This window comes from Umezawaea beigongshangensis (genome assembly GCF_016464305.1).
Lineage (GTDB): Bacteria > Actinomycetota > Actinomycetes > Mycobacteriales > Pseudonocardiaceae > Umezawaea_A > Umezawaea_A beigongshangensis.
On sequence record NZ_JAEIOJ010000016.1, the window covers coordinates 32,536 to 58,513 of the forward strand.

At 67.5% G+C, this 25,978-nt stretch carries 20 protein-coding genes and 1 tRNA gene; 12 read left to right on the forward strand and 9 right to left on the reverse strand.

What is annotated here, in order from left to right; genetic code table 11:
- Positions 1-5: 5 nt before the first annotated feature.
- From pglX to IMZ35_RS27330, 3 genes are all read right to left on the reverse strand, one after another.
- Positions 6-3,638, reverse strand: coding sequence for a BREX-2 system adenine-specific DNA-methyltransferase PglX (pglX, locus tag IMZ35_RS27320; protein WP_307868873.1), 3,633 nt, complete (start codon positions 3,636-3,638; stop codon positions 6-8).
- Positions 3,639-3,656: 18 nt separating this feature from the next.
- A complete protein-coding gene (gene pglW / locus IMZ35_RS27325) occupies positions 3,657-7,949 on the reverse strand; it encodes a BREX system serine/threonine kinase PglW (RefSeq protein WP_307868874.1) in 4,293 nt (1,430 codons plus the stop codon).
- A gap of 1,245 nt (positions 7,950-9,194) precedes the next feature.
- Positions 9,195-10,052: a helix-turn-helix domain-containing protein gene (locus tag IMZ35_RS27330; protein ID WP_199444077.1), complete on the reverse strand. Its 858-nt coding sequence runs from the start codon at positions 10,050-10,052 to the stop codon at positions 9,195-9,197.
- A gap of 224 nt (positions 10,053-10,276) precedes the next feature.
- On the opposite strand from IMZ35_RS27330, the gene IMZ35_RS27335 reads away from it, so the two are divergent.
- Positions 10,277-11,845, forward strand: coding sequence for a transcriptional regulator (locus IMZ35_RS27335; RefSeq protein WP_307868876.1), 1,569 nt, complete (start codon positions 10,277-10,279; stop codon positions 11,843-11,845).
- On the opposite strand, the gene IMZ35_RS27340 is transcribed toward IMZ35_RS27335, so the two are convergent.
- The 3 genes from IMZ35_RS27340 to IMZ35_RS27350 form a co-directional block, all read right to left on the reverse strand.
- Complete coding sequence (locus IMZ35_RS27340) at positions 11,834-12,184, reverse strand: signal peptidase I (RefSeq protein ID WP_307868877.1); 351 nt, start codon at positions 12,182-12,184, stop codon at positions 11,834-11,836. The genes IMZ35_RS27335 and IMZ35_RS27340 overlap by 12 nt on opposite strands.
- On the reverse strand, positions 12,181-13,752 hold the full coding sequence (locus tag IMZ35_RS27345; RefSeq protein ID WP_199444079.1) for a helix-turn-helix domain-containing protein: 1,572 nt from the start codon (positions 13,750-13,752) through the stop codon (positions 12,181-12,183). Before IMZ35_RS27345 ends, IMZ35_RS27340 begins: the two co-directional genes overlap by 4 nt.
- A gap of 138 nt (positions 13,753-13,890) precedes the next feature.
- Positions 13,891-14,274 carry a helix-turn-helix domain-containing protein gene (locus IMZ35_RS27350; protein WP_199444080.1) on the reverse strand — a complete coding sequence of 128 codons (384 nt, stop codon included), beginning with the start codon at positions 14,272-14,274 and terminating at the stop codon, positions 13,891-13,893.
- Positions 14,275-14,491: 217 nt separating this feature from the next.
- On the opposite strand from IMZ35_RS27350, the gene IMZ35_RS27355 reads away from it, so the two are divergent.
- From IMZ35_RS27355 to IMZ35_RS31160, 8 genes are all read left to right on the forward strand, one after another.
- Positions 14,492-14,632, forward strand: coding sequence for a hypothetical protein (locus IMZ35_RS27355; RefSeq protein ID WP_229373463.1), 141 nt, complete (start codon positions 14,492-14,494; stop codon positions 14,630-14,632).
- Positions 14,633-14,763: 131 nt separating this feature from the next.
- Positions 14,764-14,958 carry a WhiB family transcriptional regulator gene (locus IMZ35_RS27360; protein ID WP_368857031.1) on the forward strand — a complete coding sequence of 65 codons (195 nt, stop codon included), beginning with the start codon at positions 14,764-14,766 and terminating at the stop codon, positions 14,956-14,958.
- A complete protein-coding gene (locus IMZ35_RS27365) occupies positions 14,955-15,287 on the forward strand; it encodes a hypothetical protein (protein ID WP_199444082.1) in 333 nt (110 codons plus the stop codon). Before IMZ35_RS27360 ends, IMZ35_RS27365 begins: the two co-directional genes overlap by 4 nt.
- Positions 15,284-15,886: a hypothetical protein gene (locus IMZ35_RS27370; protein WP_199444083.1), complete on the forward strand. Its 603-nt coding sequence runs from the start codon at positions 15,284-15,286 to the stop codon at positions 15,884-15,886. Before IMZ35_RS27365 ends, IMZ35_RS27370 begins: the two co-directional genes overlap by 4 nt.
- Positions 15,883-17,976: an FtsK/SpoIIIE domain-containing protein gene (locus tag IMZ35_RS27375; RefSeq protein WP_199444084.1), complete on the forward strand. Its 2,094-nt coding sequence runs from the start codon at positions 15,883-15,885 to the stop codon at positions 17,974-17,976. Before IMZ35_RS27370 ends, IMZ35_RS27375 begins: the two co-directional genes overlap by 4 nt.
- Entirely contained in the window at positions 17,973-18,125 is a 153-nt protein-coding gene (locus tag IMZ35_RS27380; RefSeq protein WP_199444085.1) for a hypothetical protein, read from the forward strand. Before IMZ35_RS27375 ends, IMZ35_RS27380 begins: the two co-directional genes overlap by 4 nt.
- Positions 18,115-19,362: a recombinase family protein gene (locus IMZ35_RS27385; protein WP_229373464.1), complete on the forward strand. Its 1,248-nt coding sequence runs from the start codon at positions 18,115-18,117 to the stop codon at positions 19,360-19,362. Before IMZ35_RS27380 ends, IMZ35_RS27385 begins: the two co-directional genes overlap by 11 nt.
- Positions 19,363-19,400: 38 nt before the next feature.
- Complete coding sequence (locus tag IMZ35_RS31160; protein ID WP_229373465.1) at positions 19,401-19,886, forward strand: hypothetical protein; 486 nt, start codon at positions 19,401-19,403, stop codon at positions 19,884-19,886.
- Here IMZ35_RS31160 and IMZ35_RS27390 read toward each other — a convergent pair.
- A tRNA-Leu gene (locus tag IMZ35_RS27390) sits at positions 19,868-19,950 on the reverse strand. The genes IMZ35_RS31160 and IMZ35_RS27390 overlap by 19 nt on opposite strands.
- Before the next feature lie 520 nt (positions 19,951-20,470).
- Here IMZ35_RS27390 and IMZ35_RS27395 point away from each other — a divergent pair.
- From IMZ35_RS27395 to IMZ35_RS27405, 3 genes are all read left to right on the forward strand, one after another.
- The gene (locus IMZ35_RS27395) at positions 20,471-21,175 is read left to right on the forward strand and encodes a transglycosylase SLT domain-containing protein (RefSeq protein ID WP_307868881.1); all 705 of its coding nucleotides are present in this window, start codon (positions 20,471-20,473) and stop codon (positions 21,173-21,175) included.
- An 83-nt stretch (positions 21,176-21,258) separates the two neighbouring features.
- Positions 21,259-22,584, forward strand: coding sequence for a M20/M25/M40 family metallo-hydrolase (locus IMZ35_RS27400; protein ID WP_199444086.1), 1,326 nt, complete (start codon positions 21,259-21,261; stop codon positions 22,582-22,584).
- A 120-nt stretch (positions 22,585-22,704) separates the two neighbouring features.
- Positions 22,705-23,583, forward strand: a complete 879-nt coding sequence (locus tag IMZ35_RS27405; RefSeq protein ID WP_199444087.1) for an alpha/beta fold hydrolase — start codon at positions 22,705-22,707, stop codon at positions 23,581-23,583.
- Between the two features lie 445 nt (positions 23,584-24,028).
- Here IMZ35_RS27405 and IMZ35_RS27410 read toward each other — a convergent pair whose 3' ends face one another.
- Both IMZ35_RS27410 and IMZ35_RS27415 read right to left on the reverse strand, forming a co-directional pair.
- Positions 24,029-24,448: a VOC family protein gene (locus IMZ35_RS27410; RefSeq protein WP_199444088.1), complete on the reverse strand. Its 420-nt coding sequence runs from the start codon at positions 24,446-24,448 to the stop codon at positions 24,029-24,031.
- A 564-nt stretch (positions 24,449-25,012) separates the two neighbouring features.
- Positions 25,013-25,855, reverse strand: a complete 843-nt coding sequence (locus IMZ35_RS27415; protein ID WP_199444089.1) for a helix-turn-helix domain-containing protein — start codon at positions 25,853-25,855, stop codon at positions 25,013-25,015.
- Between the last annotated feature and the right edge of the window lie 123 nt (positions 25,856-25,978).

Consider the following 25,978-nt stretch of genomic DNA (forward strand, 5'->3'; position numbering starts at 1 on the left):
GCTGATCAGTCCTTCTTCGCCGCGCGTCGTCCCCGCGTGGGCGCGGCAGGCCGCCACGCGCGCAGGTCGTCTTCGGTGAGCTGGTGCTTGGCCCGTTGCTCGGTCAGGTAGGCGTCGTAGTCGTCCGCGGGGACGCCGCCCCACTCGTCGTCGTACTCGCCGTGCCACTGCTTCACCCAGGGCAGCACTTCGAGCAGGCCGGCGAGCAGCGGCGTCAGCCGTTCCCGTGGCCAAGCGGACTGCTCGGTGCGGTCGTTGATCGTGTTGACCAGTGCTTGCGCCTGGTCTTTGTGGTCCCAGCCGGCCCAGCCGAGCAGGAGCGTCGGGTCCGCGTCGGGGCTCGCGTCCTGGTAGGAGATGAAGCGCTCCTTGGGGACGTCGAGCTTACCGCGCTGGGACCAGTAACTGGTCTTGCGAAAGTCGCCGCTGCCGTACTTCGGCGGGACAGGGATGTCCAGGCGCTTGCCGGTACGGTCCTCTTCGCGCTGAAGCTCCCAGACCTCTTCCCACTGCTCGCGCTTGCGCAGGCCGGAGTCCTTGTAGCGGAGGGCCGCGAGGTAGGAGACGTGCTGGTCGGCGATGACCTGTTCGAGGACCTGGGCCAGGGTGAGGTCACGCTTCTTCAGGTGGTCGGTGGCATAGAGCTGGGCGACGGAGTTCATGTCGGCGTCGTCGCGGAACTGGTCGGCGAGTTGGCTGACCGTGAGCGTGCGGGGGTGCTTCATGCCGTCGCGCAGGGCGAACCACAGTTCCGGCTTCTCGCAGCGGTCCAGCAGCCAGTTGCGCAAGGCTTCGGCTTCGCGCTTCTCCCAGGGGACGGTGGCCCAGCGGCGCTTGTACTCTGGGCGCTCGATGAGCGCGATGTCGGGCCGCTTCTCGATGATGTCAATGCGCGCTTGCACGATATCTTGGTACCACTGCGGCCAATGACTTGGAATTTCAGTGATCGGCGCCGACCCGTGTCGCGTGAACCATGCAGTCTCAGCTTTACCTGCTGCAACCCTGCGCGCCAACACGATCTCAAACGCTCGCTCGCCGAGTTGGATATCTGGTGTCGATTCCAGGGTTCTCACGATGAATTGCTCGACCGCACTGTCGCTCAGTAGGCCGTAGAAGTCATATATTTCCCAGTCCAATTCCTCTTGATAAGCAATCATCTGACAACGGAGTTTTTCTTGCTTGATCTGAGTTGTGGCCAATTCGTGTCGCGTCGGTGTGGTTACTTGCATCACTGCGGACGGCTCGCATTCCGAGAGGCTTTGCGCCAAGCTGTCCAGTTCGCGTCCGAGGGCTAGTGGTAGGACTGAAGGGAGTGGAAAATCTTTCAGTTTCGTGCCGGTGAACTCGTAAAATCTCTCCCATTCTTGGGACTTGAACCCCTCATTAACTCCTTGGCTGCCCTTGTCGTGGCTCACTTCCTTGAGCCAGAAACATGCCAATGAAGAATTTAGGGCAGCTGTTATTCCGAGATGGGCGTTTATGTTCTGATGGGAATTAAGCTTGATTACTGGAGCGCTGCGGTTAAATGCTTTTCCGCCGCGGTCGAGGGTAAAGTGGTTGTGAGTGGCAACGAAAGCGTATGTGATTGTGAGTGGTGTTCGCAACTTCTCGCGATATAGTTCGCCATATTCGTACCACTTCAGCGCTGGAATCTCTTCGATGTATGTGCCAAAACGCTTTCGTCGTTCCAAGATGCGTCTATTTCGCCAGGCGTGTCGCATGAAATTTGGAATGGCAGAACTTGGTTGCACATTCAAGTCGCTGTCGTAAGGCCACGCTGAAATCAAATTCGGCCTGAGTGTAAAGTCGCGCACGGTGTCGCCGGCGACCATCGGAAGTGCATGTTCCAGCTTTAGTCGATGAGCGGTCGATACATCGTGAACGAAGAAGGCGTCGTCTTCTGCTGTGATGGCGACGAACCCGCTTTGGGTTAGCAAAGTGCCTAGACGCCGAGTGGACGCAGAGTTAATCGCCTCAAAAAGTAGCCCAGCTCCGCCTCCGCTGACCGACCAAGGAAACTCTGAAAAGGCGCTACGATCAGCGTCCTCCGCCGATATCCACTCTGATTCGCTACCCGGCTTATTGACTTGCTTTAGTATCGCTGACCATACATGACCTTCGGCGGCAACCTCTGGAGGGCCGGGTTCTCCTTGGACTCCTAGCAGGGCACGAACGGGCTCGCTGCTGCGGCTCGTATGATTGCGCCCAATAAGGATGATTGTCGGAGTGCCGTGGCCAGGAACATAAGCTCCGGATGTGTCGATTACGTGGGTCAGGTGAATTGTTGGAAAGAATTTCTCAATCAGTTTCTTGCCGAATTCACGCTTCATGAATGAGTTTGCCGTAATCTGGCCTACATATCCGGCGCTTCGTTCCGAGCCGTGGGTGCGGAGCGCCAACTGGAATAGACGCTGCGTGAACGGGACCGAGAGTGCATACTTCCCCGAACAGGCGTTGTAGCCGTGGCGATAGTTTTCATTTTCCTGCTTGTCTTTTGGGGTGATATAGGGTGGATTTCCAACTACCACGTGGTAACTAGATGCTCCAAGCAGGTTGACCGAGCGATACCCGGCGACATCCTCGGTGCGGTAGGTGTACGCCTCGTCCGGTTCGAACAAGTCGCTCTGAATGCCCGGTGCTCCACGGCCGTGAATTAGAGAGTCGCCTACTGCGACATTGATGGGGAAGATTGACGCATTGTTCAACCGCGAATTGCCTGCTGCTTGTAGTGCGGCGACCAATAGGCGGAAGCGAGCGACGGAGGAGGCGAATGGATTCTTATCGCAGCCATGTACTGACTCAAGCGACCGGGAGATCAGCTCCCAGTCGCTTGCGCCAGGCTCAGCGGCACGCCACTTCGCGAGTAGTCGCTGGAAAATGCCCAGCAGGAAGTGGCCTGACCCGCAGGCGGGGTCAATAGTGCGCAGCCCCTTGAGGCCGAACTCCTCGACCGCTGGCTCGAGTGTCAAATCGAGTATGAATTCCTCTACGAATTCCGGCGTTTGGAGCAGCGCGTATGTCTTGCGCGCGTGCTCCGACAAGTCCTGGTAGAGGTCGCCGAGGAAACGGGTGTCCCAGTCGTCGTCGGTGAAGTCGTAGCGGATCTCGCCATCGTCGCCGCGTCGACGCCAGAAGTTCAGCAGTGCCGTGGCCTGCTCGAACGACGGCGTGATCTCCCACAGCGGGTTGTACCGCCGATCAAACAACCCCTCGACGGTCTTGTGCGAGGACGCCAGGTGGTCGAACGCCGTGACGATCCAGTCCCGGTCGTTCTTCTCCGGGTGCTCCTTGAAGAACGCCTCGTGCCGCTCCACCGCATCGGCCAGCCGATCGCCCGGCCCGGCGATGAACGGCCACTCGATCAGGCCGTTGTCCTCGCAGAATCGCACGAACACCGTGCCCAGCACCCACGCCACTGCGACCTGCGTGACGCGCTCGTCCCGCCACGCCCCATAGGTCGCCGCAGTGCGCTCGGCCTTGCGCGCCTCGTCGTACTCCGTCTTCAGCGCACTGGCGAACGGCTCCTCGTCACTGCGCTCCCGCAGGTCGTCCTCCAGCGCGCTGACCTGCTTGCGCAGGTCCTTCACCAGCTCGGCGTGGTCAAACCCGCGAGTCGTCAACGCTGCGCTCTCCTCCACAGACACACCCACCAACACTCAGGCCGCGCTACCGGCGTCGCCGCGCAACGCGGCCAGGAAGTTCTTCGACAGGGCCACCCGCTCGGACGCGTCCAGCACCTCGACCGTCCGCCCGTCCAACTGCACCGACTCGCGCTCCGACTCACCGGGGCACAGCAGCCAGAAGCCGCGCGGCGCGTCGGCCGGCCTGCGGGCGGCGTTCTGCACGCGCGTCAGCACCTCGTGCCCACCCTCGGTGAAGTACCGGGCCAGCAGCCCCGCGTCGTGCACGAACAGCACATCACCAGCCAACGACGGATCGAGCAGCCGCTCCTCGACGCGCGTCCACGCGGCCCGCACGTACGAGGCCAGCCCGCGAGGCATCTCACCCGACTCGGTGAACCGGGCATCGACACCGAGCACCTTGCGCCAGTCCTGCCCCCGTTCGGTGACCAACGCCCGGAACTCGGTCAGGAACGTCTGGTTCAGGTCGATCCGCCGCACCGGGTGGAGTCGGGCCAAAGCGTCGGCGGTGCCGGGCAACTGGGCACCGCGCAGCGTCAGGGCCAGGAACCCGCCGCGCTCGAACGCGGTCGCCAGCTTGCCCGCGATCACCGCGTGCGGGTCACGCGCGCCGACGGGCAGCGCGTGGGCGCTGATCGACGTGCCGGTGGACGACACCGCGCGCGGGTGCTCGGGCTGCGGTGGCTGGAAGCGGCGTTCGTCCAGGTTCCACTCCAGCGGGATACCGGCCTCGCGCAGCGCCTCCCCCATGCGCACGTGCGTCGGCTGGGTCCGCCACTCCAGCTCCGGGAATCGCGCACGGATCCGCTGGCACAGCTCTTTGACGGTGATGCCCGGCTCACGCCGCACGCCCGCGCCGGCCTGCGAGATCCGCAGCGCTCGCGCCAGGTCGAGGTCCCTCGGGTACAGCTCCAGGCGCGGTGAGTCGGCCGCACGCTGCGACACGGCCGCCGCCAGCTCGACCAGGCGCGTGTCCGCCAGCGGCGCCAAGCCCTCCGGAGCGGTGACGGCGCGCAGCTCGCGCAGCACGACACCGCGACCAGGCAGCGGGTCCTGCCCGACCAGGTCGTCAGCGTGCTTGCCCAGCGCCACCGCGTAGTCGGCCAGCTCGATGGCGCTGGGATCGTTCTGCCCGGCCAGCGACTCGCACGCGATCAGCACCCGTGCCCCGCGCCGCAGAATCAGCAGGCGAGGGCTCGCGTCAGGGTCGTTCGAGTGCAGGCCGGTCCACTCCTCGGCGTCCACCGCCGCCCGCACCACGGCGAGCGCCTTCGCCAGCGTCCGCTCGGGGGTGTCGTGCGCCGCGCCGTGCCGGACGCGCACCGCCTTCGCCAGCTCCCGCGCAGTCATCACCCGACCGGCGTCAGCGACGAGCTGCACCAGCTCATCACGCAGCTCCGCCACCCACGGCTGCTCGACCCACTGCTCGATGGCCGCCCGGTAGTGCCGGGACACCGTCGGCTGAGCGAGTCCGACGACGCGGGCGACCTCGGACTGCTTCGCCCACGGCTCGGGCACACCGCTCTCGTCGGGCAGCCCCAGCATCAGCCGGAGCACCTGTTCCTGCTTGGTCGCCCTACCGTCGGAACGGGGAGCCAACTGGTCGGCCATCTCGTCCACGCCGAGCTGGACCGCGGCCTCGCTCTCCTCCCGCTCGACGGGAGCAGCTTCGGCCGCGCCGCGCAGCCTCGCGGTCCACTGCTTGTGACGGCGGTTCAGCTCCTTGCGGATCACCCTGCCGGCGCCGCGGGCCTTGGCGATCTCGTAGAGCGGCACGTTGAGCAGCTCGCCGACCGTCGTCGCCCTGAACCCCTGCGCGACCGACACCGCGCGCGGTGACAGCCCGGCCGCATCGAGCAGAGTGTCCAGGCCGGCGGCCTCGGCGTGCTTCTCGCGGGCACCCTCCACGGTGGGCGAGTCCAGGCCCATGGTGGCGGGTGTGGTGGCCGGGCTCGTTGAGTCGGCCTGGGCGAACACCGCGCGCCAGGCGTCCTCCATCTGCCGCAGGGTGTCGAACCGCCGGTCGACGTCCTTGTGGAACGCACGCAGGAAGAACTCGGTGAGACCGTCCTGCAGGGCGGTCTCGAAGGAGGCCGCCGCCAGCGTCGGCGTCTCGTCGGACGCGGTGCGCGGGTCGGTGAGGCCGTCGCCCCACACCGGCTTGTCGCCCGACGCCATCTCGTGCAGCGTCACGGCTGCCGCGTAGCGCTCGGCGTGATCGTCGAACACGGGGCGGCGCGGCGTGTCCAGGAACGGGTCGAGGTAGCCCCGCGTGCCCGCCTTGACGTCCCGCTCGGACACGCCGTGCAGCGAGAAGTCGAACAGCATGAGCTGCCACGACCGGTCCTCGCGCCGGTACAGGGCGAGATTGTCGGGCTTGAGGTCACGGTGCCGAACACCCTTCGCGGCGAGCTGGTCCAGCGCCGTGAACAGGTCCTTCCCGAACCGCTCCAGCTCGTGGTAGGTCAGCCGACCCTCGGCGCGCAGGCGGGCACCGAGCGTGCGGGCGCCCGCGAAGTCCAGGTCGAGCACGGTCCGACCGCCGAGCACGCGCGGGCCGTCCAGCAGCTTCACCACGACACCACCGCCGACCAGACGCAGCGCCTCGGCCTCGGCGCGCAGCCGATCGGCCTTGGCCTCGTCCAGTGCGACCTTGAGCACCCGGCGCGCGACCGTCTCGGTGCCGTCGTCGTCCTCGTCGGTGCGGCGCACCAGCAGGGCGCGCGCCGTCGCGCCGGTGCCGAGCACCCGTTCGACCACCCACGGACCGTCGACCGGCTGTCCTGGAGTCGCGTCGAGCGGGTCGACCTCGACGGTGTGCGTCTCGGGCACGGCCGAGTCGCGCTCCACCCCGTCCAGCGCGGCGAGGAACGCCTCCGCCGAGTCGAGCCGGTCCGCCACGTCCGCCTGGGTGGCGCGGAAGACCAGCGAGTCCAGCACCTCGGACACGCTGTCGCTCACCGCGTACGGGTGCAGACCGCGCTCGCGGGTCAGCCGGTCCACCAGACCGCTGCGCTGCGTGGCGGGCGGCTGCCCGGTGATGATCAGGTAGGCCAGTGCACCCAGGCCGAACACGTCCAGGTCGACCGGGTCGGAGTACTGCTGGTCGAACTCGGGCGCGAGGTAGACACCGGCCGCGTCGGGCACGTGGCTACCCGGCATCGACGTCATGATCGAGGACATGCCGGTGGTGTCGAAATCTCGCGCCGCGCTCTGCCAGTCGATCACCCGCAGCACGGGGGAGGAGCCGTCCTCCTTCGCCGACACGTACACCGACCGAGCGGCCAGCGCCCGGTGGTAGAGCGAGCGGCTGTGCGCGTAGCGCAGGGCCTCGCCGAGCTGGCGGACCATGTCCAGGCGCGTCTCGGGGGTGAGCCGGTCTGCGTGCAGCGCGAGGTAGGAGTCCAGTCGCAGGTCCGTGCCGCGGTGCGCGAACCGGATCGCCGGGCCGCCCTGGTGTTCGCGGATCTCCATCGCTTGGGCGATGCCGCGGTGCGCGATGCCCTGCAGCACCTGGTACTCGCGTCGCGCGGCACGCTCGGCGGACTGCCGCTGGTCGTCGGTGGCCTGCGTCTGCGTGAGGTAGATGCGGACCCGGCCCTCCTCGCGGACCGGCTGCTCGCGCTTGGCGAGACGGTCCTCCCAGGTCGGGCCCGCGTCGAGGACTTCGGTGGTGAGTTTCCAGTCGTCGCCGAAGCGCAGGTGGGCGGTGGAGACCCGGATGCCGATCTTGTCCAGCAGCTTCGGCAGGATGTGGCGGGAGAACTCGGGCGTGAGCCGCTGCGACTCCCGCTGCGGCGGCCGCGACAACAGGTCGCGCCAGATCCACGGCAGGCCCTGCGAGGCGTCGTCACGGCCGTAGACGCGGACCCGCTGCACCTCGTCCAAACTTGACTCCAGGCCGGCCGCGGACAGGAACACCGCCGGCTCCACACGCGGCACCCGCTGGGTGATGTGCAGCTCCTTGGCCGCCCACTCCAAACGGGATTTCAGCTCTTTGGACTTGAGGTCCGTCAGGTGCAGCGGGTTGCGCAGCGTCCGGGGACGGGTGCGGCCCTCCTCGCGGAAGCTCCACGTGTCGCTGTTGTTGACCACCCGACCGGGGTGCGCCTTCAACTCCACCAGGTACAGGCCACCGGGTACGGCGATCAGCAGGTCGCACTCGTTGATCCGGCCAGACGCGGCGGTGAACGAGAAGGTCGCCCACGCCCGGTAGGGCTCGGCGTTCGGCATGAGGCGCTTGACGGCGTCGAGACCGTCCTGCTCCCACGGGTAGGGCGAGATGCGCTCCTGGAACCACCGCTGCACCGCTGGCGGAGGGCCGGGCTTCGGTGCAGATGGTCGCCCTGCTGCGGACAAGTCTCCCCCTGAGCGGTACACGTACGGGCTCACAATGCTACTGCGCCAGCAACTCCACCTTGCAGGAGCAGCTTGAACTGAGATCGCACCGGCAGTGGAAAACGCTACAGCTCTGTGTCGGAGTGACTTGTAGGTACCTGGGCGGCGCGACGACCACTGTTCACCGGCGTCGTCGCTGCTGCAGAAAGTCGTTGGCTCCTTCCAGTCCGCATCGGATCGCCTGAAGTTGCTTTCAGATTGCGACTCTTCGGATTGTTTAAACTGAATTGTTCGATCATCTGGACGAGGGGCAGTGGGCGTGCGGGGTCTGGAAATAGCCGCGGACGACGTGCAGCTGGCGCTGCAACGGGCACAGGAACGTCGTTTCTCATGCGCGAGCTGGTCGATATTGTGGACTCATGAGGTGTTGACGTTGCTCTTGAAATCCGCGTTGAGCAACCCGTCCAAGTTCAACTCCTGGCTGAGGTCGGCCACCATCGCGAACAACGTGCCTTTCATCCTCCGGGCTGACCGGCTCGGCCGGTCCTGGTCGCCGCCTTGGTCGCACCATCAGGCAGTCCTGACCGTCTTGCCGGTAGGTGCTACCAGTGCCGACCGACCACACGAAAAGCCGGACACCTCGGAAGCTAGCCGGTAGTCCTCGAACTGGCCGAACTTCAACGCCGCGACCAACCGCAACCACAGCCTCCCCCTCCGCAGGCGACAGGCCGGTGCGTGCCCTCGACCTCTACTGCGGGGAACCGGTCACTTTCGACCGCGCACCTGTCCTCGGCGGCTGGTCCAGCCTGAGCCGGGACAGCGGGGAGGACAGATGACGGGACAGACTCGCAGGTCTCGTCAACAGGGCAGATGCGTCATCCCCGGTGACCGGGACACGGGAGCGCGGCTGTCCCATCATCAAATCCTGCTCTCCTGGCTCCGCCAGCAGCCAGATGAGGAGAGGACGGGACGCCACATCGTCGGTCGTCGGTGATGCTCCCGTGCTCGCGCTCGTCATGCCGAGTCGAGAGCAGTGGCCGATGGTGATGGCCTGTGGTTGGCTCCTGCTGACCCTTCAGAGCAGTCGGTGCGACATCAAAAATTTCGTTATTAAGATCGACCGGTAGGGCAATACACTATCCTTTGGCTGTAATTCTTCCGGCCTTGAACTTAAAGGCAAGGAAGCGGCAATGTTTGAAGTAGTTTTGGTTTTTGCTAGGCGTGCAGTTCGCACTCGTAATTGTTTGCCCGATAAGTGAAGACCTTGCTGGACAGCTCGGCCGTGAGCGCTAGTTGATCTAGTTGGTGCATTTTACTTGCGTAGGCGGCTACGTCGTCTGAGGTGTCATGAAATACCGTCGCCATATCAGTTTCAATATAGGCTAGCGGCTTTATGGGGTCTGTGAAACTCATCAAGGTTCCGGGATCCTTGACGGCTGGCAGAGACCGTGCGGTCATGGGAATGAGTCGCGGTGTTTTACGTGTCCAACTGCACATCAACGTCAAGTGCAGCATCTGGTCTCGCATGACCTCGGGACCGGCTATCGAATTGTGCAAGGCTGCTTCGTGGATGTAGAGGGCCGTTGTCGGGCCGTCTGGGGCCCGTAGTGCCTCTTGGCGTGCCATGCGAGCAGCGACGGTGAGTCTGTTGCCGGTAAGAGCGTAGGCGTACTCCTCTGTCTGAGCCAGGCTTGGCACGACGAGCGGTTCGTAGGTGGTGATGGTGTGGGCCATCCGCTCGTGCAGAGTCAGCGCGACGAGCGTGTCTGGTTGACCGTTGTGGACACGCAAGAAGCTTCCGGTGTCCGACTCGGTGGCTATTGCGAGGATGCGGTCACGAGTGGGCTTGTCCGCGCCGCAGCACCCGAGCAGTGCGCCGATCTCCCACGGACTCGTGCCGCGGCTGCCCCCTTCGAGTTTGCTCAGCTTCGCTTGTGACCAGCCCAGAGACTCAGCCACTTGCTTCGAGGACAGTTTCATCCGATGACGGACGAGCCGCAGTTCTTCACCCAGTTCACGGCTCTGGGCGGTGCTCAGGCGCAGCAACGACGTACCGACGCGCAGTGATCTCATGACTCTCCTCGAGCGCAGCTGTGTGGTTCGACGAGCTGCAACGGATCGGTGAGCAGTGGGTCCGGCGGCACTTGAGGCGGCGCGAAGGCCAGCACCGCCGGACGGCCCGGCGGGTCTTGAGACCAGTGGTCCACACCGGGTTGAAATCAACTTTTCATCGGCGCATAGTCAGCGGAACGACTTGGAAGTGACCTGCTGCGACCTGGCTGATGGGGAGGCGCGGAGTGCGCACGTTCCGAACGCTGCTCGAGCGGAAGATCTGGGAACGGCGGATGACGCTGGAGGAGTTCACCGAGTACGCCGAGTTGTTCGCTCGTGAGCACGGTGAGGTCGGCACGCTCGGCGTTCGCCACCTGCAACGGCTGATCGCTGGTCGGAAGCCGTCTGGTGAGCCGCTGAGTCCGCTCAAACCAGTGACAGCGCGGCTGCTGGAGAGCATCTTCGGCATGACAGCGGAGGAGCTGCTTGCGCCACCCGGTGATGAGAACAGTCGTGCTCGGGCTGTTGAGAGTGGGCATGTGCGTGGTGAAGGGGATCTGGCGGGTGCACTCGACTGGCTGGACGTGCGAGCGGGCTGGAGTGCTGGCACTGCTCGTCGGGCGCTGTCGGCTTCACTGGCTGCGGCGAGCCCTGGTGCCGCTGCCGACCGGCGCGCTCGTCGGTCGCGCGCTGGTAGGAGTGCCGTTGTGCGGATGCTGCTCGACTACTACGGCGCGGGTGCCGGTGCAGGAGGCGCGTATGGGGGACGGTGGAACGGGGAAAAGATCACCACCAGCATCTTCACCCGATCGGAGTGGCTTGACCTTGCTGTCCCGCTCGGTGGTCATGATGATCGGTTGACGTTGGTGCCCGGTCGGCAGGACTTCGGCGGTGTGCTGAGCGACGTTGCTGCCAGTGCGGCCGTGGCCAAGCTGGCCGAGTCGGTCGCGCTCGGCGTACGGGTGACCAATCTGCCGCTCTACCGGCTGTTGCATGCTGACATCGGGTCAGCGGCGATCGGCGGGGAAGCTGGCCTGGTGCCCTTGATCGAGTACGCGCTGACGATGGACCTGCTCGAAGGCGAGCTGGCTGATGCTGTTGTGGGTGGCGGAGGTATGGCGCTTCGCGACGAGTTCCTGCCGGATCTCGCATCCGTGCTCGACCTGCGTGGACGTGTGTGCGCGGGTGGTGCTCTGGCGCTGTGCGCCATTGCTCGACCACAGGACGCGCTGCACGGGAAGCCCGATTTTGCGCTGCTCGTGCAGGAACGATCCGCACACGTGCTGAACGCGACTGGTCGGCTTGCCGTGATCCCGAAGGCTTTCCACCAGCCGTTGACCGACGTGCGAGCGGACGTGCGGGTCGGAGCGACCCTGCTGCGGGAACTCGAGGAGGAGTTGTTCGGGCGCGGAGAGGTCGACTCCGTGGTGGGGGAGATGCGCGCGGCTTCGCCCATGCATCCCGCGCGGTGGTCGGAACCGATGCGCTGGCTGTCAGAGGTACCTGGACGCCTGCGCGTCGAGTGCACGGGATTCGGGTTCAACCTCGTGAGCGGAAACTACGAGTTCGCCGGCCTGGTCGTCATCGAGGACGAGGAGTTCTGGCCCCGCTTCGGTGGGCACGTCGAAGCCAATTGGGAAGCGGCGGGGCTGCGTGTTTACTCGAGTCTTGACGGCGATGTGATCGGAGACTTGGTGACGCACGAGTCCTGGAGCAACGAGGGGTTGTTCGCGTTGCTCCAGGGACTTCGGCGTCTTGCGGAAATCGGGGATCGGCGGGTGAACCTGCCGACCTTTGAGCTGTCAGGTCTGTGACGGCCAGCGGACGGTGAGAACGGTGGAGTCTCCCAGCGCTTCCCACGAGTGGTCGACACCAGCACCCCACATGACGTAGTCACCGGGGCGCGTCATGGTGATGTTGCCTTCCGTGGTGTCGATGCGAAAGTTTCCCTGTACCAGGAAGACCAGAGTGGTTCGCTGGTCGTCGGAGGTCCACTCCACGCGCTTGTCGCCTGCCACGTGGTTGAACCACTTGACCTCGACGTCCTTCTGGGACCTGATGCCCAGGGCGGGGTCGATGAAGTGACCCACCAACCAGCCACGGGTGTCCGTCGCGTCTTCGTTGGCGTTCCCGGCTTGCCAGTTGACGGTCACTCTGTCTCCCATTCGATCGTCGGCAGGTTCACGCGGGTCCCGCCGATCGCTCGTAGTCGGCGAAGGCCCTGGAGCAGCGCGAACAGTCCCTCGTTGCTCCACGCTACATCGTTCACGAGTTCTTCTAGCAGTTCAGCGTCGAGGCTGGAGTACTGGCGAAGGTTGGACGATTCCCAATTCGCTCGGATCTGACCGCCGAATTCGATCCAGAACTGCTCGTCTTCGACGACGACGAGGCTGGCGAACTCGAAGTTGCCGCTCACCAGGTTGAGGCCGAATCCGGTGCACTCCGTGCGGAGACGACCGGGAGCGGCTGTGAGCCAGCGCATCGGTTCGGACAGGCGGCTCGGGTGCATCGGATCGGCGTGGCGCTGATCGCCCACCGTGTTGTCGATGTCCTCGCGGCCGAACAGCTCCTCTTCCATCTCCCGTCGGAGCGTCGCGCCCACCTGTGCGTCGGCGCGGTAGTCGGTCAGCGGTTGGTGGAAGCCCTTCGGGATGACGGCCAAGCGTCGCGCGGCGTTGATGACGTGGCCCGAGCGCTCCTGGACGAGCAGGAGGTAGTCGGCTTCGCCGCGGAACGGGTCGGCCGGTCGTGCGATGGCGGTCAGAGCGAGGGTGCCGCCTGCGCACATGCGGTCGGAGAGGTTCAGGACGGCAGCGACGTCGGGCAGGTAGGCATCGCGCAGGGGAAGGGAACCAGGGGTGATCGGCTGACCGGTGGTGAGCACGTCGACCAGCTCGCCTTCCAGCAGGTCCATCGTCACCGCGTACCCCACGAAGTCGGTCACTCCAACAGCGCCGGCGAGCCGCTGCTTCTGCACGTCCACGCCGATCATGCGGTAGAGCGGCATGTTGACCAGGCGGTTGCCGAGGGCCAGCGCTTCGGCCAACCGCTGTGCCGCGCGCCCAGCGCTCTCCTCGTCCATCGTCAGGTGATCTTCGGGGGTTGTGGCAGCCAGTGTGAGTCGGTCGTGTCCTGGAACCAGCAGGCAGTCGAGGTCGAGCCAGTCCGGGTGCGTGAGCACGGTCGTGGACGCTCGGGTCATCGTGCCGAAGCGGGCGGCGTAGCGGCCGTGGCCGGTGGTGCTCGTGCCGTAGTAGTCGGTGAGCGCTCGGACGGTGTCGCGCTGGTTCACCCGTGCTCGGTGCGCACCCCGGTCGTGGAGCGCCCGAACGTCGAGTCGGACCAGGCGAGTGGCTACCTCGCGGCGCGCGGTTCCTGGCTCCCAATGGGCGTGGCGGTCCAGCCAGTCCAGTGCGGCGACGATGTTCGGGTCCGAGCTGAGCCGCACCTCGGCGTCGATGGCCGCGTTGTCCGGCAGGTCGAGACGCGGTTCGCCGACCAGTTCGGAGAACCGAGCTTTGACCTCGGGCGCCGCTCTGGTGAACGCGGTGTCGAGGAGCTGTTGAACCTCCGTCTTCGGACGTGACTCGGGCTTCTGGTGCCACGACGTGACGGTTCGCGGTGCGACACCCAGGTACTCGGCGAAGCGCTCCTGGCTCATGCGCAGCGCTGCTTGAAGCGCGCACGCGGTTCGGCCGGTCCAGCCGTTCGCCGTGGTCATCTCGTCGCTACCCCCGAAGCGCGATGTGCGGTGAACCTGCGGTGTGCCTGCGGTGGTCGTTCGTGGGCTCCGGCGCTGATCCGCAGTGGAATTGGCGACATGGAAAACACACCGCTCCACCTGGGGAAACGCACCGGACTACCGGCGCTCGCGGACGTGCTCGACCACAGTCGAGAGGTCCGATTTCAGGTCGTCCAAGCGGGCGGTGATCTCGCTCAGGCGTTGCTCGACCGAGTCCAGCCGGGACCACAGGCTGTCGGTCGGGTCCGTCACCGGCTCATCGGCTTCCGGCGGCCGTCGCCCGTGCAGCACGGCGTCGAGGTGTTGCGGGTGCCAGCCGAGCGCGGTGGAGAGGGACTCCAGCGTTCGCGGACTGCGGCGGCGTTCCACCGTGTGGTGTTGCACCTCGCGGACGATCGCCTGGGAGACGTGCGAGCGTTCCGCGAGTTCCCGCTGACGCCAACCCAGCTCGTTCACGCGCTGGTTGATGGCTTTGGCGACTGCCGCCCAATCCTCCGACACGTATTCCTCCGCGCTCCGCCTCAGCGCTGAGATTAGCCGCCTTCTTCTGATTTGTGACGTGACACGGCGTGTTTTGCGCCGCGTGCAACCAAGCGCGCTCGCGCTAGCGCTGAAATCAGCATTGCAGTGTTGAAATCATTAATCACCTGTGACGAAGGGCTTTCTCATGCATACTGCTCTGCCCTCTTCCGGTTACACCGTTCGTCAGGCGGCTTGGGTGCTCGGGATCGAGCCGTCCACGATCCACCGCGCGATCCGGCTCGGCACGCTGCGCTTGGAGCGCCGACGCGGTCGGCTCGTGATCCCCGTGAGCCTGCTGGTGCGTCTGCTCGGCGATCCCTCCGGGGAGATGCCGTGAACCTCACCTCGATCGCTTGGGAGCTGGATCGACTCCGATGGGCGCCGACTGCGGTGCTCGACCAGGTCGTTGCACGCGACGGCCTGTGCATGTGGGTACTCGCCGACGAGCCCTCGTGGGCTGACGAGGACATGACCGATCGAGAGCTGGCCGCGCGGATGTGCGCGGGCTGTTCCGTGCGGGACGAGTGCCTGGAACTGGAGTTGCGCACCGCTGGGGACGACACCGTCGGCGTGTGGGGCGGGTTGTCCGCCGACGACCGGCGCGAGCTGCACCCGTACTGGTTGCGACGCGGTGATCGAGCTGAGAGGGGACCGCGTTCATGAACACCCTCAGCGTGACGCCCACTCAACTGCTGGCCGGGCTCGGTGTGGTCCTGGTGCTCCTGTTCGTCTGGCGATCCGGTGCTCGGCGAGCGAAGGCTGCGGCTAACGCGGCACGAACGAGCGCCCGGTTCGTATCGCTCGCCGGGCGGGTGCTGGTCAACGCTGCGTTGATCGTGCTCGTCCAGTGGGTGGTCATCAGCTACGGAAGGGACCTGTGGCTGACGCTGGCCGCGCTCGCCGTTCCCGCCCTGTTCGCCTCCTACACGCTGACGCGGGCGCTGACCGTCACCACCTACGAACCGTCACGTCGCCGGGGTGAGCGGCGATGAGCGAACCTCTTGAACGCGTGGCTCGTCAGGTGGACCGGCTCTGTTGGACCGGCATCCTGCTCGGACTGGCCTTCACGATGACCAACGTCCAGCAGTTCGCGGCGGCCGGTGCGCCCGCGTGGTCGCTGGTGTGGTGTGCGGCGTGGCTGCTCGACCCGATGGTGTCGCTCGTGCTGCTGGCCATCCTCCGGGCCGAGCAGGTGACGGCCCGGCACGGGGTGCGCATGGGTGGCTGGGTGCGCGCGGCGAAGTGGTTCACGCTCGCAGCCACCTACGTGATGAACACCTGGAGCGCGTTCGCGGTCGGTTCGGCTGCGTCGGTGGTGCTGCACTCGGTGCCGCCGTTGGTCGTGTTCGTGGCTGCGGAAGCGGTCACCGAACTGCGGGACAAGCTCGGCGCGGTGGTGACCGCCGCGCCGAGCGCTCCGACAGCTCCGGCTCCACGGACGTCGTTCGCGGACTACCTCGCAGCGGCGCAGGCCGCTCGAACACCCGAGGTGACGGTGACGCCGGCGTGGGTGCGGGAGGTCACCGGGTGTTCACGAGGGCTGTCCTCCCGGCTCGCGGCGGCGCTCACGAAGGACGGGAGCCGTTCATGAACGGCGACTTGGTGCCTGCGGAACGGGTGTTGGACGGTGAGCTGGTCGCGGAGCCGTCCACGCTGGCTCGGCGGTTGGAGAGCGGTTGGCGGCGTGCGCGTGCTGTCCCTCCCGCGTTGAAGTCGCGTCAGGCGCTCCGGCTGGCGGTGAAGGACGCGCTCGGCTGGTTCGTGCGGTCGCCGGGGAGGTTCCTCGGTGGAGTCGTTCGAGGCGGGGTGGTCGCTGCTCGGGCGTGGCGGCGGTGGGTGCGCGTGCGGGACTACCGGGAGGCTGCCGAGCAGTCCGAGAAGCTGGCGGACAAGTTCGTGGAGATCCGGGCGCTGACGCTGTTCCGGTGGAAGGTGACAGGTGCCGTGTTCGGCGGGGGCGCGGCAGTGCTGATGGTGCTGCACCTCCTGTACGGCTCGGTTGTCCTGTGGAGTGCGGTCGGTGCGGCATCGGTAGCGCTGGCGGTCACGGGGCGGCGGAAGGACGGCTCGCCGGGGCGGAAGGCGGTGCTCGCCGGTCCACGCACGCTGACATGGACGATGGATTCCCAAGTGCTGGTCGACGCCTTCCGGGACGCGAAGCTCGTCGGCAAGGACGAGACGCTGCGCCTGGTAGAGCGAGCGGCACGAGTCGGCGACGGCTGGGCGGTCACCGTCGACCTGCCTGCCACGCGCAAGGCGGCTGACGTGATCAAGAACCGGGACGCGCTCGCGTCGGCGCTTGCGGTGGACGAGGTTCAGCTCATCGTGGAGCGGGTCCGCGGTCGAGGCGGCCACGCCGGGCGGGTGTTCCTGTGGGTGGCGGATGAGGACCCGTACTCGGGTCCGCCGTTGCGGACACCGTTGCTGGACGTGGAGCAGTGGGACGCGTGGCGGCCGGTGCCGTTCGGGCGGGACGCGCGCAACCGCCGGATCGACCTGCCCCTGGTGTGGACGTCGTTGTTGGTCGGTGCGATTCCCAGGCAGGGCAAGACGTTCGCCACGCGGCTGGCCGTTGCTGGGCTGGTCTTGGACCCGTACACGCGGCTGTACGTGTTCGACGGGAAGGGCGGCAAGGACTGGGAGGCCGCCGAGCAGATCGCCCACCGGTACGTGTGCGGGGACGGGAACGAGCACGCGTACGCCGTGCGGGATCACCTCGTGGAGTTGGTGGCCGAGGTTCAGACCCGGTACGCGCGAATGGCCACCTTGGACGACGAGGTCTGTCCGGAGTCGAAGATCACGCCTGCCATCTCGCGGGACGCAGACCTCGGGATGCCCGTCACGGCCGTGGTGATCGACGAGGTTCAGGTGTTCCTGGAGAACCCGACGCGGGAGCAGGTCGGCGGCAAGAAGACGACGCTCGGCGCGTACGTCGCGGACCTGCTGACGTACCTCGTGCGGAAGGGGCCGGCGGCCGGGGTGGTGGTCGTTCTGGCGACTCAGCGGCCTGACTCGAACACCATCCCGTCCCGGCTCCGGGCGGTGCTCGGTTCGCGGTTCGCGTTGCGGGTGATGGACTGGCGGGACTCCAACATCGTGCTCGGCGAGCAGATGAACACCCGTGGCTACGACGCGTCGACGTTGCTGCCGAGTCACAAGGGAGTCGGCATCCTGCGGCCGGACGGGGAGACGGACGCGGGAGCGGACACGGTCGCCATGACCGTGCGGACGTACTACATGCCGAACGCCGAGTGGCGGGTGATCTGCGGGCGTGGCCGGGCGTTGCGGGAGGCTGCGCGGACGCTCGCCGGTCACGCGGTCGGTGACGACGCACCCCGGCCGGTCGACGCCGTGTCCGTGGTCAAGGCGCTCGTGAGCGGTACGGCTGACGGCTGGGTGAGTGAGCTGCCGGAGCCGTTGGCGGCGGTCGTGGACCACCTCGGTGAGGAGTTGGACGAGCGGGGGTTCGTGCCCACCGCCGAACTGGTCGAGGCGCTGGAGGTGGACACTGTCCGGTTCGCGCGGGAGATGGGTGAGCTGGGCTGCAAGCCGCTGCGCCAGTACGTACCGGACGGCGAGAGCACGCGGCGCGTGCGCGGCTACCTGACGGCGGACATCCGGGCGGCTGTCGAGCGAGTAGCGATTGATGAAATCGGCTCACAGGACCGTGATCAGGCATGATCACTGATGAGTGGATCGCAGTGCGATTGCCGAGCGAACTTCCGGTGCTCACGCCTAATACCAGCCGCATCCTGCTTGCCATACTGGTCGAACTGACCGAGCTGGAGGTCCTGGACGGACCTCCAGAAGGGGGTGACGATGACTGCTGAAATCAGCCAGAACTCGTGGGCGACGCTGGACGAGCTGCTGGGTGTGGAGGTGGCCGACACGGTCGAGGACGGCATCGGGCCGCTGGCGGCGTACGGCCGGTGTTCGACCGAGGACAACCAGGACCCGGAGACCTCGCGCGGATGGCAGTTCGGCAACGCGCGGAAGTTCGTGGAGCCCCTGGGTGGCCACGTGGTCGCGGAGTTCTTCGACGTGGGACAGTCGCGGTCGGTGCCGTGGGAGCGTCGGGAGGAGGCTTCTCGCCTGCTGGCGGCGTTGAAGAACCCGGATCGCGGGTGGAACGCGCTCGTGGTGGGAGAGGGCACGCGGTGCTGGTTCGGAAACCAGTTCTCGTTGATCGCACCCCGGTTCGCCGCCTACGGGGTCGATCTGTGGGTGCCTGAGCTGGGCGGGCGGTTCGACGCGCGGAACCCGTCGCACAAGATGCTGATGAGCGTGCTGGGCGGGATGAGCGAGTCCGAACGCCAGCACGTCCAGGCTCGGGTGCGCGCGGCGATGGACGCCCAGGTGGTCAACGAGGGGCGACACCAGGGAGGACGCGCACCCTACGGGTACGTGGTGGTCGATGGTGGTCCGCATCCGAATCCGAGGAAGGCGGCCGAGGGACACCGGCTTCGGAAGCTGGCGCTCGACGAGCCCTCCGTCGAGGTGGTGCGGCGGATCTTCGCCGAGTACCTGTCTGGGCAGAAGGGCGACCGGGCCATTGCCAACGTGCTGAATCGGGCGGGTGTCCCGTGCCCTTCGGCTCGGCGGCCGGAGCAGAACCGGCACCGGATCGCGGACGGCTGGCAGGGCAGCACGGTCCGGGCGATTCTGGAGAACCCCCGGTACACGGGGTTCGCGTTCTTCGGCCGCTGGGCTCGGCAGGAAACGCTGCTCGACCCCGACGACGTGGCCGCCGGTCACGTGGTCCGGTTCCGGCGCGCTGCGCCCGAGAAGGTGGTCCGCTCTCGTCAGCCCGCGCATCCGGCCGTGGTGACGGTCGAGGAGTTCGTGGAGGCTCAGTTGCTGCGACGCTCGCGCGCGGCTGGCGGGTTGGCCGCGAGCCGGAAGTTGGAGCGCGGCCCGAAGGCGACCAAGCGGCCGTACCCGCTTCGCGGACGTGTCCGCTGCGCGTACTGCTCGCGGCGAATGGAGGGAACGCCGCGCAAGACGCGCACCTACTACCGGTGCTCGGCGCGAACGCTGGTCCCCGGCTCCCCGGCTCCCCGGCTCTGAGCACTCACCCGAACAACGTCTACCTTCCCGAAGCGGCCGTGTTGGAGCCGCTGGGCAAGTGGCTGGGCGGGCTGTTCGCTCCAGAGAACCGCGACCGCACGGTTGTCGCGCTGGTCGCATCGCAGAAAAAGATCACTGCCACGTCCGCCGCGCACGATGTGGCGAAGAAGCGGTTGGAGGCGGCGGAAAGCAGGCTGAAGCGGCTTCAAGCCGCTATCGAGGCCGGGGTGGAACCAGCCGCGCTGGTCGAGGCGATCAACGAGGCCCAGGCTCAGCGGAGCGCCGCGAGGGCGGAGTTGAACGGGACGAGCACGCCGGACGGAATCACCGATGCCGAGGTCCACGCCATGCTCGACGCGCTCGGGGACGTGGGGAGCATCATCGGCCGTGGTGATCCGGCGAAGTTGGAAGACCTGTTCGCCGGACTCGGGCTGGAAATGCTCTACAACGCCGAAGGGCGGACGGTCGATGTGACCGTCCGCCCTGTCGGTAAGGTTAGTGCACGTGTCCGAGGGGGGACTTGAACCCCCACCCCCTTTCGGGGACTAGCACCTCAAGCTAGCGCGTCTGCCATTCCGCCACCCGGACTCGGCTCTCGCCGTGGTGTGGGCATAGATTACATGATCGTTCCCAGCGTCCCAAATCGAGGTCCTCCTGCCGCGTTCGCGCTGCTCGCGCGGTTGGAGGTGACGCCGGACCCGGCGGGGTGCGGCCGGTGCGGGGCTGCTGGTCGGTTGTGATGCGCCGCTCCTGTGCGGCCTGTGGGACGTGGAGGCCGGTCGGTGCTGGGGTGAGCTGCACATGTGTCTAGCTGCGAAAACTCAGCGTGGTCGTTTGAGTCAAGATGACGTGACTCAACTCACCCGTGTGGGTGCACTCTTGCTCGATTGGGTTGCTGATGGTTACGTTCCATCGCGCAGATCACGGTTCGGTCACCACTGAGACACGGGCGAGCTAGCCACGGTGACCGGGCTTTCTACGCGGGAGGCAGTTGTTGGCTCGGCACAAGAGGGCGCACGATCGGTCGGCGCTCGTGGTGGAACCGGTCTACGACAGCTCTCCCGGAGCGCACCGCGCTCCGCCTGAGCGGTCCCCCCTGGGGCACCGGGTGTCCGTGGTCGCCATGGCGCTCGGTGTGGTCACCGGTGCCAGCGGCGCCGCGGCCTACGCCGTCAGCGGAAGCACCTTCAAGCCCGTCGCGGGTGGAGCGGACTTCGGTGGGCTCCCCGATCCGCAGGCGACCTCCAGCAACGTCAAGATCGACACCGTCCACGCCGTCGACCTGGGCGGGGAGACCGTCCGGTTGCTGCGGGCGGAGCAGCTCGTGGCGATGGAGACCGTGACGAAGGCCGGGGACATCGCCCGGTCCGGCTACGAGGCGCGGCAGCAGGCGGCCGCCGAGCAGGCCGCGGCGGAAGCCGAGGCGGCGGCAGAGGCCCGCAAGTCGCCTCACCAGCGTCAGGTCGAGGCCTGGATCAAGGAGGCCATCGCCGCTCTCCAGGTCACGGGCACGCCGATCACCGAGGACAGCGTGGAGGCCATCTACCTGGTGATCGAGAAGGAGTCCACCGGCAATCCCAACGCCATCAACACGTGGGACTCCAACGCGATGCGCGGCACCCCCTCCAAGGGGCTCATGCAGGTCATCGACCCCACGTTCGAGGCGTACAAGCTGCCGGGCTACGACGACATCTTCCGGCCCGTCGACAACATCATCGCCGGCGTCCGCTACGTCTACGCCCGCTACGGCGGCTTCGACAACCACCCCGGCCTCGTCGGCATCTCCACCGGCACCGGGTACCAGGGGTACTGAGCAGGCCCTTCCCGACGATCTTCCACCGGCTCCTGGCGGTGGCTGATCCGCAGGTCCGGCGGTCGCGGTGGTAGGAAGTCCCCGTGACGAACTCAGGTGGCGGGCTGGAGCTCGCGCAGGACGAAGTGGTGATGCTCGCCAGCGAGCTGATCAGGATCGACACCACGAACACCGGTGACCCGACGACGGTGGTCGGGGAGCGCGAGGCCGCCGAGTGGGTCGCCGAGAAGCTCGCCGAGGTCGGGTACGAGACGACCTACGTGGAGTCCGGCGCCAGAGGGCGCGGCAACGTGATCGCCCGGCTGAGCGGCGCCGACCCGTCGCGGGGCGCGCTGCTCGTGCACGGGCACCTGGACGTCGTTCCGGCCGACCCGTCGGAGTGGTCGGTGCACCCCTTCTCCGGAGCCGTGCACGACGGCTACGTGTGGGGCCGCGGCGCGGTCGACATGAAGGACATGGTGGCGATGTCTCTGGCCGTCGCCCGGCGCTTCAAGCGGGACGGGATCGTCCCGCCGCGTGACATCGTGTTCGCGTTCCTCGCCGACGAGGAGGCGGGCGGCTTCTACGGCGCGAAGTGGCTCGTCGACAACCGGCCCGAGCTGTTCGAGGGCGTGACCGAAGCCATCAGCGAGGTGGGCGGCTTCTCCATCACCCTGAAGGACGACGTCCGCGCCTACCTCGTCGAGACGGCGGAGAAGGGCATCCGCTGGCTGACGCTGAGGGTGCGCGGCACGGCCGGGCACGGGTCCATGATCCACCGGGACAACGCCGTGGCGAAGCTCGCCGAGGCGGTCGCCAAGCTCGGTCAGCACCGCTTCCCGATCGTCATGAGGCCCTCGGTCCGCGAGTTCCTCGACGGCGTCACCGAGATCACCGGGCTCGACTTCCCCGACGACGACCTCGACGGCGCGGTGGGCAAGCTCGGCGCGCTGTCCCGGATGATCGGCGCGACGCTGCGCGACACCGCGAACCCGACGATGCTGTCGGCCGGCTACAAGGCCAACGTCATCCCCTCGGTGGCCGAGGCCACCGTGGACTGCCGCATCCTGCCGGGTCGCGAGGAGGCGTTCGACCGCGAGCTGGCCGAGCTGCTCGGGCCGGACGTCGAGCGCGAGTGGGTGGGCCTGCCGCCGGTGGAGACCACGTTCGACGGGGCCCTCGTGGACGCGATGACCGCGTCGATCACGGCCGAGGACCCCGGCGCCAAGGTGCTGCCGTACATGCTGTCGGGCGGCACGGACGCCAAGTCGTTCCAGCAGCTCGGCATCCGCAACTTCGGCTTCGCCCCGCTGAAGCTGCCCGCGGACCTGGACTTCTCCGGTCTGTTCCACGGTGTGGACGAGCGCGTGCCGGTGGACGCCCTCCGGTTCGGCGTCCGGGTCCTGGAGCGCTTCCTGCGCAACTCGTGAGCCGGGTCGGGGCGGTGAGGTCGCGCGCCGCCCCGACCGGTCGACCGTCGATCCGCGTGACCAGCGGAGGCGTCCCTCGTTGATCCGCCTGTGACGACCGTCGGGCGAGAGGTGACTGGCATGGGTGCCGAGCGGCTGCTGCTGGAGGACGGGACCGGGCTGAACCTGGTTCGCGCGGGCACACCCGAGGCGGGCCTGACCGTGGTCCTGGTCCACGGCTACGCGCTCGACCACCGCAGCTGGCACCGGGTGGTCGCCGAGCTGACGGCGAGCGGGCCGGTCCACGTCATCGCCTACGACCAGCGCGGTCACGGCGGCTCGGACCCGGCCACGGAGGAGACGGCGACCACCGATCAGCTCGCCGACGACCTCGGGGAGCTGATCGAGCGCGCCGCGCCGCAGGGACCAGTGGTCGTCGTCGGGCACTCGATGGGCGGCATGGTGGCGATGACGACGGCCGAGCGCAGGCCGATGCTGTTCCGCCAGCGGGTCGTGGGCACGGTGTTCCTCGCGACGGCGACCAACGGTCTCAGCGAGTCGTCGCTGGCCTGGCCGAAGTCCGTCGGCAAGCTCGTGCGCGAGCTGGAGCGGGCCTTCGGGCCGATCGTGCGGGCGGTGCGGGACAAGATCGAGCCCGCGAAGACGGCCGGCCTGCGGTGGTGGTTGTTCGGCGACGAACCGCGGCAGGAGGACGTGGACCTGACCGCCGAGATGGTGTGGTCGCACTGGCCGGAGACGGTGGCGCTGTTCCGCCCCGCCGTCGACCGCCACGACCGCGAGGCCGCGCTGACCGTGGCGGGGGAGCGCCCGGTGATCGCGGTGGTGGGCGACGAGGACCGGCTGTGTCCGGAGTCCAACGCCCGCGCTCTGGTCGCGGCGGTCGAGGACGGCGAGGTCGTGGTGCTCGACGACGCCGGGCACATGCTGCCGCTGGAGCGGCCCGCCGAGGTCGCCGCGCAGATCCTCCGGCTCGCTGCTGTGGCGGCCCGACGGGTGTGACACGCCCCCTGGCCGGGACCGGCGGGACGTCGAGGTCCGGCGGGTGTGCGGCGGGGTGGACCCGGCGCCCGGTCTGCGGTGTGCCCGGGCTGTTCGGCCCGGCGGCGCGGGTAGGACGACCCCGATCAGGTCCTGACAGCGGTCGTGGACGGAACTCCGCGAGTGCTCGGACCGTTCTGCGGAATGAGCGGTCCGGCGGGAGGCGCACGTCGGCTCGGTCGTCCACCGGACGCTCCGGGAGCAGCGCGGTGTGCGGTCGAGCGAGCCGGACCGGTGCATCGGGCCGAGGACCGGAGGACGGCGCTGCCCGGAGCGCTGCGTCGTGCGGGGAGCCCCGCGGCTGCTCTGCGCTGCTCGCCCCGTCGTCGCGCCGCGGAGGGGACGGCGTGACGACGGGGCGAGTGCCGCGGATCGAGCTGTGCCGGTCAGCGGTGAGCGGTGGTGCTCACGATCCCGGTGGTCCTGATCGGGACCGCTGCGGGACGTCGTCGTAGCGGGCGGTGATCACTTCGAGCATGTGCCCGTCCGGGCCGGAGAAGTACAGCCTCCGGCCCGTGCCGTCACCGTTGAAGACGCCGATCTCGTTCGGTCTGCGGCCTGGCGGATCGGCGGTGTAGGGCGTGCCCTCGGCGTCGAACCTGGACCTGATCCGGTCGAAGTGGTCGTCGTCGACGAGGAAGGCGTAGTGCTGCGGCTGGATCTCGACGGGCGGAGCGGCGAAGTTGACGACCACGTGGTCGTCGAGCTGAACCGACTGGAAGAAGCCGTTCTCCCAGGGCTCCCGCAGTTCGAGGAGATCCACGAGGTAGCGGGTCGCGGCGTCCCGGTCCGACACGGCGATGATGAGGTGGTGCAGAGCGGTCATGGGTGTTCCCGGTGTTGTGCCACCTCCATCACCACGACCTCGTCGCGGCCAGACGCGGTGGCACGTGCCGCGAATCGTAGGACCTCTCGTCGGCGAGGGCAAGACGCCCGACCGGACCGCACGACCTCGGCGGAACGCTTCGGCACGACCGTCGTGCAACCGTCCACTGTGGCCTCGACCGGCCGGGCGCCCCGTCCGGGAAGGCGGTGCGCGCGGCGACTCGTGAAGCCGGAACCGCCGACGAGCACGCCCTCCCTCCCCGCGGGCTCCGCAGCCGGACTCTCCGGCGCAGGAGCCGGTCGGGTGCGGGCTCCGCGTCGGGCATCGCCGCAGCGACCCGCTTCGCCGGGGCACCGACGTCCGGCGTCGCCCCGGCCATCTCGCGGCAGCGGCGGTGCGGTCCGTCGGAGTCGTGGACCAGCGGGGGTGTTCGTCCGGGACTCGGCGGGTTCAGCGGTGCGGACTCTCCCGGTGCCCGGAGACGATCAGGATCGCCGTCGGTCTCGGCAGCGCGTGCGACCGGTCGAGCGGCTCCCGCGTCCACGCGCGTCGCGGGCGGCGCGTTCACCGGGAACTCGTCGAAGGCTCGCGGACCGGGCTTCCCGCCCGGTCGCCGAAGTGGTCGGCCAGCTCCGCCAGCACGTTCCGGGAACGCTCCACGTCGAGGGCCGAACCCGCCACCGCGTCGAGGGCGGCGCGGTAGCGCGCGACGTGCTCGGCACTTTCGCAGTAGGCGTTGCCGACGAGCAGTTCCTGCACCACCACGGGACGGTCGTCGACGGTGTCGAACAGGGTGAAAGCGCCGAACACGCCACCGTGGAATCCGAATCGCGACGGAACCACGCGAACGGTCGCCGGGCTCAGGAGCAGGTGCATCATCTGGTCGTGCATCACCGCCCGACCGCCGATCACGCGGTGCAGCGCCTGTTCCTCGACGTAAAAGGTGGTTTTCACCCCCCGGAGTGAACTCTCGCGGTCGAGGTGCATTTCAACCGGTACATTTGAAGTGATTGCGTGGACGTAGTCGGGAGCGCGCAGCAGGGCGGGCACGAGCATGGTGTCGTAACCGGTGATCTCGGTCGCGCGGGCCCGTTCCACCAGGAGTCTCGGCAGCCGGTCGGCCGGTTCGGGCCCCAGGGGCTGCACCCACACGTCACCGGGGGAAGCCCTGCTCAGGGCCAGGAGACGCTTGAACTCCGCCCCCGTCACCCCGCACACCGCCAGGTGGGCCGCCACGTCGACGTCGGCGGTCCCGCGCTCGCCGTTCTCCAGCTTGCTCAGCCGCGCGGACGTCCAGCCCAGCAGTTCGCACAGCGCCACCCCGGACAATCCCGCCGCCCGGCGCTTGGCGCGCAGTTCGTCTCCCAGTTGGCGGCTGCGCGCCGTCGAGTCCCGTCGCATCCCCATGCTTCCTCCCCGTGGTCGTGGGACGACAGTATTGGCGGGGTCCGACAGAAAACGGTGACCGCCGATCCGATTCCCCCGAACGAATCACATTCGCGGAATGGACCGGCCAGTGGTCACGCTGTC

What these genes read in the sequence shown, in the direction of transcription:
- IMZ35_RS27330 (WP_199444077.1), bottom strand. Translation starts at nt 10,052, where the DNA reads ATGAGATCACTGCGCGTCGGTACGTCGTTGCTGCGCCTGAGCACCGCC.
- IMZ35_RS27345 (WP_199444079.1), bottom strand. Translation starts at nt 13,752, where the DNA reads ATGACCACGGCGAACGGCTGGACCGGCCGAACCGCGTGCGCGCTTCAA.
- IMZ35_RS27360 (WP_368857031.1), top strand. Translation starts at nt 14,764, where the DNA reads ATGACCGATCGAGAGCTGGCCGCGCGGATGTGCGCGGGCTGTTCCGTG.
- IMZ35_RS27365 (WP_199444082.1), top strand. Translation starts at nt 14,955, where the DNA reads ATGAACACCCTCAGCGTGACGCCCACTCAACTGCTGGCCGGGCTCGGT.
- IMZ35_RS27370 (WP_199444083.1), top strand. Translation starts at nt 15,284, where the DNA reads ATGAGCGAACCTCTTGAACGCGTGGCTCGTCAGGTGGACCGGCTCTGT.
- IMZ35_RS27375 (WP_199444084.1), top strand. Translation starts at nt 15,883, where the DNA reads ATGAACGGCGACTTGGTGCCTGCGGAACGGGTGTTGGACGGTGAGCTG.
- IMZ35_RS27380 (WP_199444085.1), top strand. Translation starts at nt 17,973, where the DNA reads ATGATCACTGATGAGTGGATCGCAGTGCGATTGCCGAGCGAACTTCCG.
- IMZ35_RS27385 (WP_229373464.1), top strand. Translation starts at nt 18,115, where the DNA reads ATGACTGCTGAAATCAGCCAGAACTCGTGGGCGACGCTGGACGAGCTG.
- IMZ35_RS27405 (WP_199444087.1), top strand. Translation starts at nt 22,705, where the DNA reads ATGGGTGCCGAGCGGCTGCTGCTGGAGGACGGGACCGGGCTGAACCTG.
- IMZ35_RS27410 (WP_199444088.1), bottom strand. Translation starts at nt 24,448, where the DNA reads ATGACCGCTCTGCACCACCTCATCATCGCCGTGTCGGACCGGGACGCC.
- IMZ35_RS27415 (WP_199444089.1), bottom strand. Translation starts at nt 25,855, where the DNA reads ATGGGGATGCGACGGGACTCGACGGCGCGCAGCCGCCAACTGGGAGAC.